Origin of the sequence: Rhodococcus sp. M8, assembly GCF_015654185.1 — a bacterium.
GTDB classification, from domain to species: Bacteria; Actinomycetota; Actinomycetes; order Mycobacteriales; family Mycobacteriaceae; genus Rhodococcus; species Rhodococcus aetherivorans.
Genome location: NZ_CP064065.1, coordinates 3,214,325 through 3,232,245, shown reverse-complemented (window position 1 = coordinate 3,232,245; position 17,921 = coordinate 3,214,325). Strand labels below are relative to the sequence as shown.

Annotated in this window: 18 protein-coding genes; 12 read left to right on the top strand and 6 right to left on the bottom strand. The window is 69.6% G+C overall.

Annotation, left to right across the window (positions count from 1 at the left end; genetic code table 11):
* Positions 1–65 precede the first annotated feature (65 nt).
* The 4 genes from ISO16_RS14505 to fabG all read left to right on the top strand — a co-directional run bounded on the left by ISO16_RS14505 (position 66) and on the right by fabG (position 4,173).
* Positions 66–1,211, top strand: a complete 1,146-nt coding sequence (locus ISO16_RS14505) for an acyl-CoA dehydrogenase family protein (protein ID WP_006940667.1) — start codon at positions 66–68, stop codon at positions 1,209–1,211.
* A 35-nt stretch (positions 1,212–1,246) separates the two neighbouring features.
* Positions 1,247–2,464, top strand: coding sequence for an acetyl-CoA C-acetyltransferase (locus ISO16_RS14500; protein ID WP_075288578.1), 1,218 nt, complete (start codon positions 1,247–1,249; stop codon positions 2,462–2,464).
* A 153-nt stretch (positions 2,465–2,617) separates the two neighbouring features.
* On the top strand, positions 2,618–3,379 hold the full coding sequence (locus ISO16_RS14495; RefSeq protein WP_006940669.1) for an SDR family NAD(P)-dependent oxidoreductase: 762 nt from the start codon (positions 2,618–2,620) through the stop codon (positions 3,377–3,379).
* A 32-nt stretch (positions 3,380–3,411) separates the two neighbouring features.
* The gene (gene fabG, locus ISO16_RS14490) at positions 3,412–4,173 is read left to right on the top strand and encodes a 3-oxoacyl-ACP reductase FabG (RefSeq protein ID WP_029546459.1); all 762 of its coding nucleotides are present in this window, start codon (positions 3,412–3,414) and stop codon (positions 4,171–4,173) included.
* 81 nt (positions 4,174–4,254) lie between these two features.
* Here the strand turns inward: fabG and ISO16_RS14485 are convergent, their stop codons facing one another.
* From ISO16_RS14485 to ISO16_RS14475, 3 genes are all read right to left on the bottom strand, one after another.
* Positions 4,255–5,664: an amino acid permease gene (locus ISO16_RS14485; RefSeq protein WP_006940674.1), complete on the bottom strand. Its 1,410-nt coding sequence runs from the start codon at positions 5,662–5,664 to the stop codon at positions 4,255–4,257.
* Positions 5,657–6,922 carry a Glu/Leu/Phe/Val dehydrogenase dimerization domain-containing protein gene (locus tag ISO16_RS14480; RefSeq protein WP_006940679.1) on the bottom strand — a complete coding sequence of 422 codons (1,266 nt, stop codon included), beginning with the start codon at positions 6,920–6,922 and terminating at the stop codon, positions 5,657–5,659. Before ISO16_RS14480 ends, ISO16_RS14485 begins: the two co-directional genes overlap by 8 nt.
* A gap of 210 nt (positions 6,923–7,132) precedes the next feature.
* Positions 7,133–7,642 (bottom strand): Lrp/AsnC family transcriptional regulator, encoded by a 510-nt coding sequence (locus tag ISO16_RS14475; RefSeq protein ID WP_006940680.1) that lies wholly within the window; start codon positions 7,640–7,642, stop codon positions 7,133–7,135.
* 185 nt (positions 7,643–7,827) lie between these two features.
* Here ISO16_RS14475 and hppD point away from each other — a divergent pair, with 185 nt between their 5' ends.
* Positions 7,828–9,033 (top strand): 4-hydroxyphenylpyruvate dioxygenase, encoded by a 1,206-nt coding sequence (hppD, locus tag ISO16_RS14470; RefSeq protein WP_072636447.1) that lies wholly within the window; start codon positions 7,828–7,830, stop codon positions 9,031–9,033.
* 16 nt (positions 9,034–9,049) lie between these two features.
* Here the strand turns inward: hppD and ISO16_RS14465 are convergent, their stop codons facing one another.
* Entirely contained in the window at positions 9,050–9,493 is a 444-nt protein-coding gene (locus ISO16_RS14465; RefSeq protein ID WP_006940686.1) for an SRPBCC family protein, read from the bottom strand.
* Positions 9,494–9,653: 160 nt separating this feature from the next.
* Positions 9,654–10,346 carry a TetR/AcrR family transcriptional regulator gene (locus tag ISO16_RS14460; RefSeq protein ID WP_230304356.1) on the bottom strand — a complete coding sequence of 231 codons (693 nt, stop codon included), beginning with the start codon at positions 10,344–10,346 and terminating at the stop codon, positions 9,654–9,656.
* Positions 10,347–10,440: 94 nt separating this feature from the next.
* Between ISO16_RS14460 and ISO16_RS14455 the strand changes: the two genes are divergently transcribed.
* Together ISO16_RS14455 and ISO16_RS14450 are read left to right on the top strand one after the other, a co-directional pair.
* Positions 10,441–11,400: an ATP-binding cassette domain-containing protein gene (locus ISO16_RS14455; protein WP_139310922.1), complete on the top strand. Its 960-nt coding sequence runs from the start codon at positions 10,441–10,443 to the stop codon at positions 11,398–11,400.
* Positions 11,397–12,209 (top strand): ABC transporter permease, encoded by an 813-nt coding sequence (locus tag ISO16_RS14450; RefSeq protein WP_083662340.1) that lies wholly within the window; start codon positions 11,397–11,399, stop codon positions 12,207–12,209. The genes ISO16_RS14455 and ISO16_RS14450 overlap by 4 nt, the downstream gene beginning before the upstream one ends.
* 28 nt (positions 12,210–12,237) lie before the next feature.
* Here ISO16_RS14450 and ISO16_RS14445 read toward each other — a convergent pair whose 3' ends face one another.
* Positions 12,238–12,681 (bottom strand): SRPBCC family protein, encoded by a 444-nt coding sequence (locus ISO16_RS14445; RefSeq protein ID WP_006940694.1) that lies wholly within the window; start codon positions 12,679–12,681, stop codon positions 12,238–12,240.
* Positions 12,682–12,824: 143 nt separating this feature from the next.
* On the opposite strand from ISO16_RS14445, the gene ISO16_RS14440 reads away from it, so the two are divergent.
* From ISO16_RS14440 to ISO16_RS14420, 5 genes are all read left to right on the top strand, one after another.
* On the top strand, positions 12,825–13,952 hold the full coding sequence (locus tag ISO16_RS14440; RefSeq protein WP_072636456.1) for an NDMA-dependent alcohol dehydrogenase: 1,128 nt from the start codon (positions 12,825–12,827) through the stop codon (positions 13,950–13,952).
* Between the two features lie 163 nt (positions 13,953–14,115).
* The gene (locus ISO16_RS14435; protein ID WP_006939960.1) at positions 14,116–14,736 is read left to right on the top strand and encodes a TetR/AcrR family transcriptional regulator; all 621 of its coding nucleotides are present in this window, start codon (positions 14,116–14,118) and stop codon (positions 14,734–14,736) included.
* A gap of 188 nt (positions 14,737–14,924) precedes the next feature.
* Complete coding sequence (locus ISO16_RS14430; protein ID WP_043798040.1) at positions 14,925–16,142, top strand: acyl-CoA dehydrogenase family protein; 1,218 nt, start codon at positions 14,925–14,927, stop codon at positions 16,140–16,142.
* A complete protein-coding gene (locus ISO16_RS14425; RefSeq protein WP_072636444.1) occupies positions 16,139–17,170 on the top strand; it encodes a phosphotransferase family protein in 1,032 nt (343 codons plus the stop codon). The genes ISO16_RS14430 and ISO16_RS14425 overlap by 4 nt, the downstream gene beginning before the upstream one ends.
* On the top strand, positions 17,167–17,919 hold the full coding sequence (locus ISO16_RS14420; protein WP_006939955.1) for an SDR family NAD(P)-dependent oxidoreductase: 753 nt from the start codon (positions 17,167–17,169) through the stop codon (positions 17,917–17,919). Before ISO16_RS14425 ends, ISO16_RS14420 begins: the two co-directional genes overlap by 4 nt.
* The last annotated feature ends 2 nt before the right edge of the window (positions 17,920–17,921 follow it).

The following is a 17,921-nucleotide window of genomic DNA, read 5'->3' as shown; positions in this document are numbered from 1 at the left end:
CCGCGGTTCACTATAAGCGCACGCTTAGAAAATAAGCAGATGCTTACAGATTTGAGGAGCGGTTGATGCAACGCACCCTGTACGGCCCCGATCACGAGGCGTTCCGCGAGTCGGCGCGCGAGTTCGTGAACCGGTTCGTCATGCCCCGTGCGGAGGAGCTCATCGAACGTCACGAGATTCCCCGTGACATCTGGATCGAGGCCGGTAAGGCAGGTTTCCTGGGACTCGAGATCCCGGAGCGCTTCGGTGGCATGGAGGCGAACGACTACCGCTTCAACGCCATCCTCGGCGAGGAGTTCGCCCGCGCGAACATGGCGCTGTCGTCGTCGATGGGCATCCACTCGGACATCACCGTTCCCTACATCGTCCACCTGGGCAACGAGGAGCAGCGTGAGCGCTGGCTGCCGCGCTGCGCCACCGGTGAGCTCATCTGCGCCATCGGTATGACCGAGCCTTCCGGCGGTTCCGACCTCGCCAACCTGAAGACCACCGCCGTGCGCGACGGTGACGACTGGATCCTCAACGGCGCCAAGACCTTCATCACCAACGGTTACAACTGCGACCTCGTCGTCGTCGCGGCCCGCACCGACCCGTCGAAGGGCGCGAAGGGCATCTCCCTGTTCGCCGTCGAGCGCGGCATGGAGGGCTTCGAGAACGGTCGCAAGCTCGACAAGGTCGGCCAGCCCGAGGCCGACACCGCAGAGCTGTTCTTCAAGGACGTCCGCGTCCCGCACGCCAACCTCATCGGCGAGGAGGGCATGGGCTTCATCTCGATGATGAAGATGCTGCCGCAGGAGCGGCTCGGCTCCGCGGTCAACAACGTGCACCACGCCAAGCACATCCTGCTCGAGACCATCGAGTACGCGAAGGAGCGCAAGGCGTTCGGCCAGGCCATCGGCGCCATGCAGTACAACAAGTTCCTGCTCGCCGAGCTGATCACCAAGATCGAGGTGGCCGAGGCCTACGTCGACCAGGCCGTCGAGGCCCACGCCGACGGCAAGCTCACCGCCGTGGACGCGGCCAAGGCCAAGTGGTGGACCGCGCAGACGCAGTCCGAGGTCCTGGACGCGTGCGTGCAGATCCACGGTGGCTACGGCTTCATGAACGAGTACCGTGTGGCTCGTGCATGGAAGGACGCCCGCGTCACCAAGATCTGGGCCGGCACCAACGAGATCATGAAGGAACTCATCGGCCGCGATCTGGGCCTGTAGAGACTCGAAGCGTCAACACAAAAAAGGAGCACGTGATGCCCGAAGCTGTGATCGTGTCCGCCGCCCGTTCTCCCATCGGGCGGGCGATGAAGGGGTCGCTCAAGACGGTGCGTCCGGACGACCTGGCCACCCAGATGGTCGCGGCCGCCCTGGCGAAGGTGCCGGAGCTGGACCCGGCCCAGATCGACGACCTGATGCTCGGCTGCGGCCAGCCCGCCGGCCAGTCCGGGTTCAACATCGCCCGCGTCGTCGCCGTGCAGCTGGGTTACGACTTCCTGCCCGGCGTGACCGTCAACCGCTACTGCTCGTCGTCGCTGCAGACCACCCGCATGGCGCTGCACGCGATCAAGGCCGGCGAGGGGGACGTGTTCGTCTCCGCCGGTGTCGAGTCCGTCTCCAGCTTCGTCACCGGCAACGCCGACGGGCTGCCGAACACCAGGAACCCGCTCTTCGCCGACGCCGAGGCCCGCACCGCCACGCTCGCCGAGGGCGGCACCGCGTGGACCGACCCGCGCAGCGAGGCCCTGCTGCCCGATGTCTACATCGCGATGGGCCAGACCGCGGAGAACGTCGCCTCGCTCACCGGCATCTCCCGCGAGGACCAGGACCGGTGGGGTGTGCGGTCGCAGAACCGGGCCGAGGAAGCCCTCGAGTCGGGCTTCTTCGAGCGCGAGATCAGCCCCGTCACCCTGCCCGACGGCACCGTCGTGACCACCGACGACGGGCCGCGGCCCGGCACCACCTACGAGGCCGTGAGCCAGCTGAAGCCGGTCTTCCGCCCCGACGGCACCATCACCGCCGGCAACGCCTGCCCGCTCAACGACGGCGCCGCGGCCCTGGTGATCATGTCCGACACCAAGGCCGAGGAGCTCGGGCTGACCCCGCTGGCGCGGATCGTCTCGACCGGCGTGTCCGGCCTGTCGCCGGAGATCATGGGTCTGGGCCCGATCGAGGCCGTGAAGAAGGCGCTCGCCCACGCCGGCAAGACCATCTCCGACATCGACCTGTTCGAGATCAACGAGGCGTTCGCCGTGCAGGTGCTCGGCTCCGCCCGGGAGCTCGGCATCGACGAGGACAAGCTGAACGTCTCCGGTGGTGCGATCGCCCTCGGTCACCCGTTCGGCATGACCGGGGCGCGGATCACCGCCACCCTGCTCAACAACCTGCAGACCCACGACAAGCAGTTCGGCGTGGAGACCATGTGCGTCGGCGGCGGTCAGGGCATGGCGATGGTGCTCGAGCGCCTGAGCTGATCGTCCCCCTCGGACCGGGAAGACGGATGAGGCGCGGTCGCGGGCCCGAAAGGGCTTGTGGCCGCGCCTTTTTCGAACTTCAGGTCTTGAACTCGAGCGCGAATTCAACTATACAATTCGCATAGGTATCGACTATCGGAGGAGACTACACACATGTCCGTGCTCGACAAGTTCCGCCTCGACGACCGCGTCGCGATCGTCACCGGCGCCTCCTCGGGCCTCGGCGTCGCCTTCGCCCAGGCTCTCGCGGAGGCTGGGGCCGACGTCGTGCTCGCGGCCCGTCGCGCCGACCGGCTCGAGCGGACCGCCGAACTCGTCCGTGCCGCCGGCCGCCGCGCGCTGAGCGTCGAGACCGACATCGCCGAGCCCGAGCAGGCGCAACGGATGGTCGATGCCGCGATCGAGCACTTCGGCAAGGTCGACATTCTCATCAACAACGCCGGCATCGGCACGGCCGTCCCGGCCACCAAGGAGACCCCGGAACAGTTCCGGCGCGTCATCGACATCAACCTGAACGGCTCCTATTGGGCCGCGCAGGCCGCCGGGCGCGTCATGCAGCCCGGCAGCTCCATCGTCAACATCTCCTCCGTCCTGGGCCTCACCACCGCGGGACTGCCGCAGGCCGCCTACGCCGCCAGCAAGGCCGGCGTGATCGGCCTGACCCGGGACCTGGCCCAGCAGTGGGGGGCACGCAAGGGCATCCGCGTCAATGCCATCGCGCCGGGATTCTTCGAGACCGAGATGACCGACGAGTACCAGCCCGGCTACCTCGACAGCATGAAGCCGCGAATCGTCCTGGGCCGCACCGGTGATCCCGCAGAGATCGCCGCCACCGCCGTGTGGCTCACCTCGGAGGCCGCCGGCTACGTCACCGGCCAGACGATTGCGGTCGACGGCGGCCTGACCATCAACTGAAGTTTCCAACCACAACAGCACGGAGGTAAGCAGTGAGCGAAACAGTCACCCGCACCGCCATCGTCACCGGAGCCGCGCGCGGCATCGGCGCCGCAGTCGCCAAGCGGCTGGCGCAGGACGGATTCCAGGTCGCGGTCCTGGACCTCGACGAGTCCGCATGCGGCGACACCGTCTCGGCCATCGAGGCGGCCGGCGGCAAGGCCCTCGCGGTGGGCGCGAACGTCGCCGACGAGCAGTCCGTCGCCGCGGCTGTGGAGAAGGTCGCGAACGAGCTGGGCGATCCCACGGTGCTGATCAACAACGCCGGCATCACCCGCGACAACCTGCTGTTCAAGATGACCGTCGACGACTGGGACGCCGTGATGAACGTGCACCTGCGGGGCGCGTTCCTCATGTCCCGGGCGACGCAGAAGTACATGGTGGAGGCCAAGTTCGGCCGCATCGTCAACCTGTCGAGCACCTCCGCACTGGGCAACCGCGGTCAGGTCAACTACTCCGCCGCCAAGGCCGGCATGCAGGGCTTCACCAAGACCCTCGCGATCGAGCTCGGCAAGTACGGCGTCACCGCCAACGCGATCGCCCCCGGCTTCATCGAGACCGAGATGACCGCTGCGACGGCCGAGCGGGTGGGCATGTCGTTCGAGGACTTCAAGGCCGCCGCGGCCTCGCAGATCCCCGTCGCCCGCACCGGAAAGCCCGACGACATCGCGCACACCGCCTCGTTCCTCGCGAGCGAGGGTGCGGGATTCGTGTCGGGTCAGGTCATCTACGTCGCCGGTGGTCCGAAGGACTGACGGCGGGGACCGATCCGCGACGACGCCGTGCGTCCCTCCCCCCTGCGGGAGGACGCACGGCGTCGTCGTCTGTGCGGTCGGCTACGGTTGCCGGACCGTCTGCCGGCGGTGCAGAAGCCAGCACGCGCCCGCGATCGTGGCGGTGAGTGCGCCCGTCGCGATGAGCTGGGTGCGGGCGGCCGTGTCGAACAGCGCGAGCACGGCGATGCCGGCGAGCAGGCCGAGGGTCGCGTACGACAGGTACGGGAAGCCCCACATCTTCAGCGGCAGGGCGTCTTCGGTGCCGTCGCGACGGGCCCGCCGGCGCAGCACGAGGTGCGAGACCGCCACGAACGTCCACAGTACGAGGATGGTCGAGCCCACGGCGTTGAGCAGCAGCGGCAACACCTTGTCGGGACGCACGTAGTTGAGTGCGACGGTGACGAATCCGAACGCGACCGAGGCGAGGACCGCGTTGCGGGGCACCCCGTTGGCGGCCACCCGGCCGAACGCGGGGTAGGCCGAACCGCGTTGCGAGAGGGAGTAGATCATCCGTGAGGCGCTGAAGAGCATCGCGTTGAGCGAGGACAGCAGCGCCACCACCACGATCACGGTCATCACGGCGGCCGCCCCCGGCACGGCGCCGGCGTTCAGCACCGCGACGAACGGGCCCGTGACGAGATCCTCGGACGTCCACGGCAGCACCGTCACCATGATCAGCACCGAGCCGATGTAGAAGACCAGGATGCGCCAGATCAGCGTGCGCACCGCGCGGCCGACGTTCCGGCGCGGATCGGAGGTCTCGGCGGCCGCGATGGCGATGATCTCGGTGCCGCCGAACGCGAACACCACGATGAGCAGGCCCGCGGCGATACCGGCGATACCGGTGGGCGCGAAGCCGCCGTGCGCGGTGAGGTTCGCGAACCCGGTGCTGTCGAAGGCGGGCACCCATCCCGCGATCATCGCGACGCCGATCGCGAGGAAGGCGACGATGGCGACGATCTTCAGTGCCGCGAACCAGAATTCGACCTCGCCGAACCGGCGTACGCCGACGAGGTTCACGCCGGTGAGCACCACCATGAAGAACAGTGCCGCGGCCCACTGCGGGATCCCGGGAATCGAGGCGGCGGTGATGGCGGCGGCGCCGGTCGCCTCCGCCGCGATCACGATGACCACCTGGATCCAGTACAGCCAGCCGATGGTGCGGCCGGCGACGGAGCCGAGGGCGTTCTCCGCGTGCACGGAGAAGGCGCCGCTGGCGGGGTTCGCGGCCGCCATCTCGCCCATCATCCGCATGATGAGGACGACGAGAGCCGCGGCGGCGAGGAACGAGACGAGGATGGCCGGTCCGGCGACGGCGATGCCGGCGCCGGAGCCGACGAACAGTCCCGCGCCGATCGCGCCGCCGAGACTCATCATCACCAGCTGTCGCGGCCGCATCGCCTGGTGCAGCATCGCCCGCGGCGCCGGCTCGGTGGTGGTGGCCGGCGTGGTGGCCAGGGTGTCAGTCATCGATGCGCTCCCCGGCCGGCACCAGCTGGTCGAGGGCGATCTCGAACGCGGTGGCCGCGACGCCCGTATGGTCGGCGCAGCGGTCGTGGCAGCGCTGCAGCGCACCCGCGACGGTGTCCGAGACGTCGCCGAAGATCGCCGCGTCCGAGACCTCCACGTCACCCTCCATGAGCTGGGCGAAGGCGCGGGCCATGCCGCTGTTGGCGATGAAGTCGGGGATCACGGAGACGGACTTGTCCGCGTGCTCGTAGGTGGGGCCGTAGAAGATCTCGTCGTCGGCGAAGGGCACGTTCGCTCCGCTGGCGATCACCTCGAGGCCGGCCGCGACCATACGGTCGACCTGTTCGCGGGTGACCAGGCGGGAGGCCGCGCAGGGGAGGAAGATCTCGGCGCCGAGGTCCCAGATCGCGTCGTGCACCTCGGTGAAGGGACGCATCCGGTCGCTGCGGAGCGCGTTGCCGTCCTTGTTCAGCAGCAGCGTGCGCACCTCGTCGAAGTCGAGACCGGCCGTGTCGAGGATGCCGCCGTCGCGGTCGATGATGCCGACCACGCGAGCCCCGGCCTGGGCCAGGTAGTAGGCCGCGGCCGCGCCGACGTTGCCCCAGCCCTGGACGATCACCCGCTTGCCCCCGAGCCCGTGATTGCCGGCGGGGTCGCCGTAGATGCGGTAGTGGTGGCGCACCGACTCGGCGACGCCCCAGCCCGTGATCAGATCGGCCACCGTGTACTTCGCATCCGGTGCCGGGGTGAACCGGGTGTCCTCGACGACCTTCGCGACACCGAGCCGCAGCTGCCCGACCCGCTGGACGCGTTCGCGGTCGTCCGCCGCGAAGTGCCCGTTGACGACGCCCTCCTGCGGATGCCACAGCCCGTTGCTCTCGGTGAGCGGCACGACCTCGGTCATCTCGTCGACGTTCAGGTCGCCGCCGGTGCCGTAGTAGGCGCGCAGCAGCGGCGCGACCGCCCGGAACCAGCGCCGCAGCACGCCGTCCTTGCGGGGATCGGAGGGGTCGAAGTCGATGCCGGACTTGGCGCCGCCGATGGCCGGACCGGAGACGGTGAACTTGACCTCCATCGTCTTCGCCAGCGACTCGACCTCGCGGCGGTCGAGGCCGCGGCGCATCCGCGTGCCGCCACCGGCCGCGCCGCCGCGCAGGGAGTTGATGACGACCCAGCCACGGGCGGTGGTCTCGGTGTCGTGCCACTCGAAGACGATCTCGGGGGCCTTGTCCTCGAAACGGGTCAGCAGGTTCTTCATGTCTTCTCTCGGGAGTCGGGACGGTGCGATGCCCGGGGAGCGGGCGAATGAAGAAGACTGTGACCGTGGTTACAGAGGAGGCGCAAGTGCGGCCTGCACTACTGGTCAGGCTGAAGAGCTGTAGCGCAGCCGCCCGTCGTTTTTCTGTGCAGTGTGCAGAGCTGTTTCGACGTTTTCGGCGGGTGGGGGCGAGCGCGCCGACCTTCAGCTCTACCGACGGTAGGCGGGCGCTTTGGCGGTTTTGCCCGGCTGCAGCGTGCGGAGCAGCGGCATGGCCCGGTACCGCACCACCTCCGACAGCACCATGACGCTGGTCGACCGGGCGACGATCGACGACCGGTTCAGTTCGATCAGCGTCTGCTGCAGACCGAGGTGGGAGTCCGCGGCGATCCGGCACAGAATGTCGCCGGCGCCGGTCGTCGCGAACGCCTCGAGCACCCCCGGAATCGCTTCGAGGACATCGGTGATCGCTTCGAGCGCGCCCTGGACGATCTCCATCGTCACGAAGGCCTGGACCTCGAATCCGGCGGCCGCCAGGTCCAGTCGCGGTTCGTAGCCGGCGATGATCCCGGACTCCTCGAGCCGGCGCAGCCGTGCCGAGACCGTCGCGCGCGCCACCCGCAACCTCCGGGACAGCTCCAGGGCGCCGATCTTCGGATCCGTGTGCAGCGTATCCAGGAGCGCGAAATCCAACTCGTCCAGCTGCACGGCGTCACGCATAGCCGTTCCTTCCGAAGAGGCGGCGGAAACTGTGCCGATTGTATAGCGGCTCGCCCGGCGTCCCGCATTTTCCAGTCAGGTCGATCAGCTGGGAGAGGCGAGATTGCACCGTCGCCGCGACGGGGTTTTTCCTGGTGACACACGACACACCGATGGCGCCGCGTCCGGCGGCAGGAGGAATCGCCATGACTCTCGAGTTCACCCTCACCGACAGCGAGAAGCTCGCCCAGCTGAACCCCGAGGAACTGCGGCAGCTCGTCGGCCTCGTCGAGTACGACGCCGAGCGGGACCCGTTCCCCGTCAGCGGCTGGGACGCGGTGGTGTGGGTGGTGGGCAACGCCACCCAGGCCGCGCACTACTACCAGTCCGCGTTCGGGATGGAACTGATCGCCTACTCCGGTCCCACCACCGGCAACCGCGACCACCACGCCTACGTCCTGCGCAGCGGGGCGGTGCGGTTCGTGGTCAAGGGTGCGGTCGATCCGGACAGCCCGCTCGTCGAGCATCATCGCCGGCACGGCGACGGCGTCGTGGACATCGCGCTGCAGGTGCCCGACGTCGACAAGTGCATCGCGCACGCCCGGGCCCAGGGCGCGACGGTCCTCGAGGAGCCGTACGAGATCAGCGACGAGTACGGCACGGTGCGGCTCGCCGCGATCGCCACCTACGGCGAGACGCGCCACACGCTCGTCGACCGGTCCCGCTACACGGGCCCGTATCTGCCCGGCTACGTGGAGAAGTCGTCGACCTACCGCAAGCGCGACGGCGCGCCCAAGCGGATCTTCCAGGCCCTCGACCACGTGGTCGGCAACGTCGAGCTCGGCAACATGGACGAGTGGGTCGGCTTCTACAACCGCGTCATGGGCTTCACCAACATGGCCGAGTTCATCGGTGACGACATCGCCACCGACTACTCGGCCCTGATGAGCAAGGTGGTCTGCAACGGCAACCACCGCGTCAAGTTCCCGCTCAACGAGCCGGCCGTCGCGAAGAAGCGCTCGCAGATCGACGAGTACCTCGATTTCTACCGTGGTCCCGGCGCGCAGCACCTGGCGCTGGCCACCAACGACATCCTCACCGCCGTCGACCGGCTCCGCGAGGAGGGCGTGGAGTTCCTCGCCACGCCCGACGCCTACTACGAGGACCCCGAGCTGCGCGCGCGGATCGGGAACGTGCGGGTGCCGATCGAGGAACTGCAGAAGCGTGGCATTCTCGTCGACCGGGACGAAGACGGTTACCTCCTGCAGATCTTCACCAAGCCGATCACCGATCGCCCGACGGTGTTCTTCGAGCTGATCGAGCGGCACGGTTCGCTCGGCTTCGGCAAGGGCAACTTCAAGGCCCTGTTCGAGGCGATCGAGCGCGAGCAGGCGGCGCGCGGCAACTTCTGACCGGACGCGCGGCGGGTCAGGAGATCCGGCTGACCTGCTCCCTCAGCGCGTGCTCAGTCCGGCGGACGATCGTGCCCACCAGCGGCTCGATGAGCAGCCCCGCCGCGCGACCGGCCGCGCCGCCGGGCAGCCGGTAGCCGAAGTCGACGGCGAGACGCATGCGACCGTCGCCCAGATCGTCGAACTGCCACGACGACAGGGTGCGGAAGCCGGAGATCGAGCTCAGCACGATCCGGTGGTTGTCTTCCCACTCGACGATCTCGAGCCGGGAGTCGAAGGTGGCCGGCCCGATCCGCATGCTCGCGTCGAAGCGCGCGCCCACGCCGCGGACCCGATCACCCACGGGCTCGAAGCGGGTGACTCCGAACATCCACTCCGGGACCGTGCGGTGATCGGCGACGTAGGCGAAGGCGGCCTGGCGGTCCACGTGCGCCACGCCGTCGTGGCACACGTGGATCATGCGGCGATCGTCAGTCATCCGGCGGCACCTCCGCCGGTGAACCTAGCGGACTTGCTCACGTCTCCGGGATCCGCCCGCACACCTGTGTGGGCGGATCCCGGAAGGGCGCGTGAATTCCCTTGTTCTCCAAGAATTTGTCGCCCGAAGCGAGCGGGCTCGCTCACGGGTGCGGCGCGATGCCGAACAGCAGGGCCTCGATCCCGGCCCGGAATGCGGCATCGTTGTCGACGGGTGTGGCGCCGGCGTTCCCGCCCGCGGAAGCGAGCAGGCCGGCCAGGTGGGGGTAGTCGCCGTGGGCCAGCATGGCGGTGATGTGCTCGGAGCCGCCACCGGCGGTGGGGGCGGACAACCCCGCCGCCTCCTGCGCGGCGAAGGTGGTGACCCAGCCTGAGAGCAGGGCGATTCCCATCATGGTCGCGGTGGCGTCGAGGCCGGTCGGTGCGAGGGCGCCGACCATGTGGTCGAGGTATCGCATCGAGTGCGGACCCAGTGTCGTCGTGCCCGCGACGCTCAACCACGGATGCCGACGGTGCAGCTGCCGGGCCTGCTCCGCGAGGGCGAGGACGTCGGTCCGCACGTCCCCGGTCAGGGGCGGGTACCGGTACTCCGCGGCGACGCGGTCGACCATGAGAGCGACGAGATCGTCCTTGCCTGCGACGTAGCGGTAGAGCGAGGCGGCCGCCGTCCCGAGTTCCTGCGCGACGCGCCGCATCGAAACGGCACGCAGCCCGTCTGCGTCGGCGAGGCCGACGCACGCCTCGGCGAGCTGCTCGAGCGTATGGGCAGGGCGCGGCCCGGGCCTGGGGTCGTCGGCGCGCAACCACAGCGAGGTCGGGGGTTCGGCATGCGGCATGGGTGCCAGCATGCACTACCCGGACAGTTGCGAACGACGTTCGCAGACGCGTACGGTGTAATTGCGAACGATGTTCCCAATCGTGGAGGTCGGAATGACGGTTCTGGAAACCGAGGCGCTCACCAGGCGGTACGGCAGCCACCTCGTGCTCGACGGGCTGAACCTGGAGGTGCCCGCCGGTCGGGTGCACGCGCTGCTCGGCCCCAACGGGTCCGGCAAGACCACGACCGTGCGGATGCTGGCGACCCTGCTGCAACCGACCTCCGGCAGCGCCAGGATCCTCGGTCACGACACCGTCCGCGAGGCTGCTCACGTCAAGCGCAACATCGGCTTCGTCGGCCAGTACCACGCGGTCGACCCCCGACTCGCCGGCACCCAGAACCTGACGATGGTTGCCCGCCTGAACGGGTACAGCGCCCGGGGCGCCCGCCGGCACGCAGACGACCTGCTCGAGCGCTTCGACCTGACCGACGCCGCGGCCCGGCAGGTGCACACATACTCCGGCGGCATGCGAAGGCGGCTCGACATCGTCGCGGGCATGGTCGTCCGTCCCGCGGTGCTCTTCCTCGACGAGCCCACCACCGGCCTCGATCCCCGCAGCCGCAACGAGATCTACCGGTATGTACGGTCTTTCGTGGAGGAAGGCACCACCGTCGTGCTCACGACCCAGTACCTCGACGAGGCCGAGCGGCTGGCGGACACGGTCACCATCCTCGACGCCGGTCGGGTCGTCGCCACCGGGACGCCGGACGCGATAGCCCGCACCATGGGCAGCGGCCTCGACGTCGTCGTGCTCGATCCGCACCGGCGGGGCGACGTCGCCGCGATCGTCGAGCGATTCGGCGGAAGACCCGTCGACGCGCCGGCCCGGGACGAGAATGCGCCGCTGCGGCTGACGTTCGGATTCGACGGTGAGCCGGCCGCCCTGCTGCCGATCCTGCGCGCCCTCGACGCGGAGGGCATCGCGGTGCAGGACATCGGCCGCCGGCGCGCCACCTTGGACGACGCTTTCCTCGCACTCACCGGTCGCCCGACCGAAGGGATTCCCGCATGACTGCCCCCACCGCCACCCGCACCGTCTCGCCGGCGGCGGGTGCCTGGATTCTGTTCCTGCGGGTGGCCGCGACGTACCGGAACGCGCCCGGCCTGCTCGCGGTGACCCTCGCGGCACCGCTGGGAATGATGCTGCTGTTCGGCTTCGTATTCGGCGGCGCGCTCGCCGGCGAATCCGACGCTGCCGCCTACCGGTCGTATCTGACGCCCGGAGTCCTCGTCCTCGTCGCGGCCATGGGGCTCGTCGTCACCGCGTCGACCGTGAACGCCGACCTCCGCAGCGGCCTGACGGACCGGCTGCGGGCCCTGCCCGTCCCGCCGGTCGCGGTGCCGGCGGGCCTCGCACTCGCGGAGACGGTGACCGGCGCCTCGGCGCTGGCGACGATGGCCGCCGTGGGATTTCTCGCGGGATGGCGGGTCGAGGCCACCCCCGCCGACGTGGCGCTTGCCGTGCTGCTGCTGCTCGCGTTCCGGTTCGCGCTCGCGTGGCTCGGGATCGTGCTCGGCGCCTCGATCCGCGACGAGCAGATGCTGCAGCAGGTGGCGCCGCTGATCTTCGGGGCGGTCATGTTCTCCAACGTCTTCGTCCCCACCGAGACGATGCCGGCCGTGGTCGCGACGATCGCCGAATGGAACCCCGTCAGCGCCGTGGTCGCGGCCCTGCGGCAGTTGTTCGGATCCGGGACGACGGTCGCCGCCGACGCGGCCTGGCCCATGCAGCATCCGGTCGTCGCGGCCTTCGCCTGGACGGCGGTGATCCTTGCCGTGTCCGTGCCGATCGCCGTGCGAGGGTACGCATCCTCCCGCTGATCGGATCCTTGCGCAGGATGCGCGTCGCTCAGGCGACGCGGCCGAGGTTCGAGCGCAGCGCCTGCTCGGTCTGGCGGATCGCGGTGCCCACCACCGGTTCGATGAGCTTGCCGAGCGCCCGTCCGGCCAGGCCGCCGGGAAGTTGGTACCCGAAGTCGACGTCGAGGCGGATCCGCCCGTCGCCGAGGTCGGCGAGTTCCCACGACGAGGCGGTGCGGAACCCCGCGATGGAGTCGAGAACGATCCTGCGGTCGAGTTCCCAGTCGACGATCGCAAGGCGGGAGTCGAGGCCCCTCGGTCCGATCTGCATGGTCGCGTCGAAGACCGCGCCGAGGCCGTTGACCTGCGGTCCCACCGGCACGAAGCGGTTGACGCCGTACATCCATTCGGGGACCGTGCGGTGATCGTCGAGGTAGGCGAACGCCACCTCGAGGGGAACCTCCGCAACGGCGGTGTGGCGGATGTGGATCATCGTGTACCTCCATGAGGACATTTCCGTTACCCACGGTATCAGGTAACTCGCGTCCCGGGGAGATCCTCAAAGTCGTCCATGCGGACGCTCGTCCTGCTCTACTCATGGTGACACAGTTCACAGTGGATCCGGTGGGAGGGTTCGTGAAGACCAAGGCTGCGGTGATCAAAGGGCTCAATCAGCCATGGGAGATCGAGGAGATCGACCTCGGAGACCCGGTCGCCGGTGAAGTGCAGGTGCGTCTGGCCGCGTCCGGACTGTGCCACTCCGACGAACATCTACGCTCCGGCGCGACGCCGATGGCGTCCTTCCCCGTCCTCGGCGGGCACGAGGGCGCCGGCGTGGTCACCAAGGTCGGGCCGGGGGTGGCCAACATCCGGGAGGGCGACCACGTCGTGCTCGCCTTCATCCCCGCGTGCGGGCGATGCCGTTCGTGCGCGAAGGGCCTGCAGAACATCTGCGACGAGGGGGCGAACCTCCTCACCGGGCAGGCCATCGCCGACAAGACGCACCGGGTGACCCTCAATGGTGATCCGGTCATCCAGATGTGCCTGCTCGGCACGTTCGCGCCCTACGTCACCGTGCACGAGGCCTCGGTCATCAAGATCGAGGACGACATCCCGCTCGACAAGGCCGCCCTGCTCGGCTGTGGCGTTGCCACGGGCTGGGGCTCCGCGACGGCGATCGGCGGCACCAAGGTGGGCGACTCCGTCGTCGTGATCGGCATCGGCGGCGTGGGCATCAACGCGGTGCAGGGGGCCGCGCACGCGGGTGCCCGGCACGTCGTCGCCATCGACCCGGTGGAGTTCAAGCGGGATCAGGCCAAGAAGTTCGGGGCGACCCACACGTTCGTCTCGATCGAGGAGGCGCTGCCGGTGATCGGCGAGATCACCTGGGGTGCGATGGCCGACGTCACGATCATCACCGTCGGTGAGATCCACGGGGACATCATCGCCCCCTCGATGGCGCTGACCGGCAAGGGCGGCCAGGTGGTCGTGGTGGGCATGGGCAGCGCCGCCGACACCCAGGTGACGCTGAGCCTGTTCGAGCTGACCCTGCTGCAGAAGCGCCTGCAGGGCGCGATCTTCGGTGGTGTCGGCCCGCGCTCGCAGATCCCGAAGCTGCTCGACCTCTACCGCAGCGGACAGCTCGAGCTCGACAAGCTGGTCACCAAGACATACCGGCTCGAGGACATCAACGACGGCTATGCCGACATGCACGAGGGTCGAAACCTGCGCGGCATGGTGCTCTACGGCGACGACGACTACTGACGGTAGCCGGCACCGGCACCGCGATCCGGTGACGGGCCGGCCGGCGGTGACGTTCGGCCGGCCCGCCGGCGGTGACGTTCGGCCGGCCCGCCGGCAGTGACGTTCGGCCGGCCCGCCGGCAGTGACGTTCGGCCGGCCCGCCGGGGTCGCCTACGGTGATGCCATGGAAACGCGTGAGGAAGCCGTCGAATCGGGATCGTGGCGGCAGTACGGGCCGTCGACCCTGCCCAAGCCGCTCGAGGCCGCCCTCGAGGCGTTCGCCGAGCGCGGTTACGACGGCACCTCGATCCGGGAGATCGCCGCCCGGGCCGGGCTGTCGGTGCCTGGCCTGTACCACCACTACCCGTCGAAGCAGGCGCTGCTGGTCTCGCTGACGACGGCGGTGATGGGCGATCTGCTCGACCGCAGCCGGCGGGCACTGGCGGAGGCCGGCCCCACGGCCTCCGAGCGGTTCGACGCGGTTGTCGAGTCCCTGCTGCGGTTCCACATGTTCCGGCGCAATCAGGCTTTCGTCGCCTCCACCGAGATGCGCAGCATGGAACCGGACAGCCGGAAGGCCTACATCGCGTTGCGCGACGAGCAGCAGCGGATGCTCGACGAGATCGTCCGGGACGGGGTGACGAGCGGGGAGTTCGGTACCGAGTTCCCGGAGGACGCGAGCCGGGCGGTGACCACCATGTGCGTCGCCGTCGCCGGGTGGTACCGACCGGACGGGCCGCTTGCTCCCGACGAGGTCGTCCACCGCTACCTCGCCATCGCGCGCTGCGCCGTGGGCGCACGGTAGGGACTGCGCCGTGGGCGCCCGGTAAGGACCGCGCCGTGGGCGCCCGGTAAGGACCGCGCCGTGGGCGCCCGGTAGGGACTGCGCCGTGGGCGCACGGTAGGTCGTCCGGGTTGACCGCGCGGGGTGGGGTGTGTCACGGTTGTCGTAACCGAGCGATCGATCGGTCGGGGTGAGGAGGAGGAATCGCGATGGCTGTCGATCTGTCGTACCCGGAACACGTCCAGGCACTGGTGGCGAGGACCGAGGAGTTCGTCCGGGAGCACGTGCTGCCCGTCGAGGACGCCCACAACGGTGACATCACCGCCGCCGGGGGCGACGACCTGCGGGTGAAGCTGCAGCAGGCGGCCAAGGACGCCGGCGTCTTCGCGCCGCACGCGCCCGTCGAGTACGGCGGCCACGGACTCGGCATGGTCGACCGCGCCCCGGTGTTCGAGGCGGCGGGCTACTCGCTGTTCGGGCCCATCGCGCTCAACATCGCCGCCCCGGACGAGGGCAACGTGCACATGCTCGCGCACATCGCCAGCCCGGAACAGAAGGAGCAGTTCCTCGCGCCGCTCGCCCACGGCGACGTGCGGTCCGGATTCGCGATGACCGAACCGGCACCCGGCGCCGGGTCCGATCCCAACGCGCTCACCACCCGCGCCGAGAAGGTCCCCGGCGGCTGGAAGATCAACGGCCGCAAGTACTTCATCACCGGGGCCGACGGTGCCGGCTTCTTCATCATCATGGCCCGCACCTCCGGCGAACCCGGACAGCGCGGCGGCGCCACGATGTTCCTCGCCCCCGCCGACACCCCGGGCCTGACCGTCGGCCGGCACATCGACACCATCGACCGCGCCATGATCGGCGGTCACTGCGAGGTCTTCTTCGAGGACCTGTTCGTGCCGGATTCCGCCGTCCTCGGTGAGGTCGACCAGGGCTTCGCCTACGCGCAGGTACGGCTCGGGCCCGCCCGCATGACGCACGTGATGCGCTGGCTCGGCGCGGCGCGCCGCGGCCACGACATCGCCGTCGCCCGCGTCGCCGAGCGGGAAGGCTTCGGCGGCAAGCTCGGCGACCTCGGCATGATCCAGAAGATGGTCGCCGACAACGAGATCGACATCGCCGCCACCCGTGCCCTGCTGACGCAGGCGTGCTGGGAACTCGACCAGGGCTCGCATGCGTCCAACTCCACGTCCATCGCCAAGACCTTCGCGGCCGAGGCGGTGTTCCGCATCGTCGACCGGTCGATGCAGATGTGCGGCGGCCTCGGCGTCTCCGCCGACCTGCCCGTCGCGCGGCTCGCCCGCGAGGTCCGCCCGTTCCGCATCTACGACGGGCCTTCCGAGGTGCACCGCTGGGCCATCGCCAAGCGCGCCGTCGGCGCCGCGAAGAAGGCCGCCGCCGCGAAGGAGAGCCGGGCATGAAGACCGCACAGCACGAGGGACTCGACCTGAGTGCCCTGCACCGCTATCTGGAGGACTCGGGCATCGCCCTCGACGGCGAACTGCGCGCCGAACTCATCTCCGGCGGCAAGTCGAATCTGACGTACGCGATCTTCGACGACACGTCGCGGTGGGTGCTGCGCCGGCCGCCGACGGCAGGGCTCACCCCGTCCGCACACGACGTCGCCCGCGAGTTCCGCATCACGTCGGCGCTGCAGGGTTGCGGCGTGCCCGTCGCGCAGACCGTCGTCCTGTGCGAGGACGACTCCGTGATGGGCGCTCCGTTCACCGTCGTCGAGCACGTCACCGGGCGGGTGATCCGCACGACCGAGGACCTCGCCACCCTGAGCGACGACGAGATCGAATCGTGCACCGGCGAGCTCGTCCGCGTGCTCGCCGCCCTGCACTCGGTGGACTACGAGGCCGTCGGCCTCGGAAACCTCGGCCGCCCCGACGGGTACGTCGCCCGGCAGGTGAAGCTGTGGGCCGGCCAGTGGGACCGGGTCAAGACCCGCGACCTCGACGACCTCGATCGGCTCCACGCCGCCCTCGCCGACGCGATCCCCGCGTCGTCGGCGGCGTCGATCGTGCACGGCGACTACCGGATCGACAACACCATTCTCGATCCGGCCGATGCCGGAAAGATTGCGGCGGTGGTGGATTGGGAACTGTCCACGCTCGGTGACCCGCTCACCGACGTCGCCCTGATGTGCGTGTACCGCAACCCCGCGCTCGATCAGGTGCTCGGCGAATCCGCCGCGTGGACGAGCCCGCGCCTGCCGTCGGCCGACGACCTCGCACAGCGCTACGCGGTGGCGACGGGCCGCGAACTCGCCCACTGGAACTTCTACATGGGCCTGGCGAACTTCAAGCTCGCCGTCATCGCCGAGGGCATCAACCACCGCTGGCGCGTGGGGGCGACCGTCGGCGACGGCTTCGACCGGGCAGGGGAGGCCGTACCGGTCTTCGCGGCCGCCGGCCTGGAGGCACTGCGGGGAGGCGCAGCGTGACAACCGATCTCGTGAACCCCAGCGCCCTGGTCACCGGCGCATCCCGCGGCATCGGGCTCGGTGTCGCCACCCGCCTCGCGGAGCAGGGCTACGGTCTGACCCTCACCGCGCGCGACGAGGCGCGGCTCGACGCGGTGGCCGCCGGCCTGCGCGACGCCGGTGCGCCCGAGGTCCGGGTCGTCGCCGCCGACCTCGGCGACCCCGACACCGCGGCACGCGTCGTCGCGGCGCACGAGGAGACGTTCGGCAGCATGCGGGCGCTCGTGCTCAACGCCGGCGTCGGCACCGCCGGCACCATCGCCGAGTTCCCGATGCGGCGCTTCGGCAAGACGGTGTCCGTCAACTTCGAGACCCCCTTCGCCCTGATCCAGGCATCGTTGCCGCTGCTGCGCAAGGCCGCGACCGCCGCCCCAGGCCGCGGTGCGAAAGTGGTTGCGTTGTCGTCGATCACCGGCGTCTACGCCGAGGCCGGCCTGGCCGTGTACGGGGCGACGAAGGCGGCGCTGATCTCTCTGGTCGAGACGCTCAACGCCGAGGAGTCCGGCAACGGTGTCAGCGCGTCCGCGATCGCCCCCGCCTACGTCGACACCGACATGTCCGACTGGATCAAGGACCGCATCCCCGCCGAGGAGATGCTCGAGGTGAACGACGTCGTCGAACTCGTCGACGCGGTGCTGCGGCTGTCCTCCCGTGCGGTGCTGCCGCGCCTGGTGCTCAGCCGGGCCGGGACGGACGCCTACCGGGCCTGAGC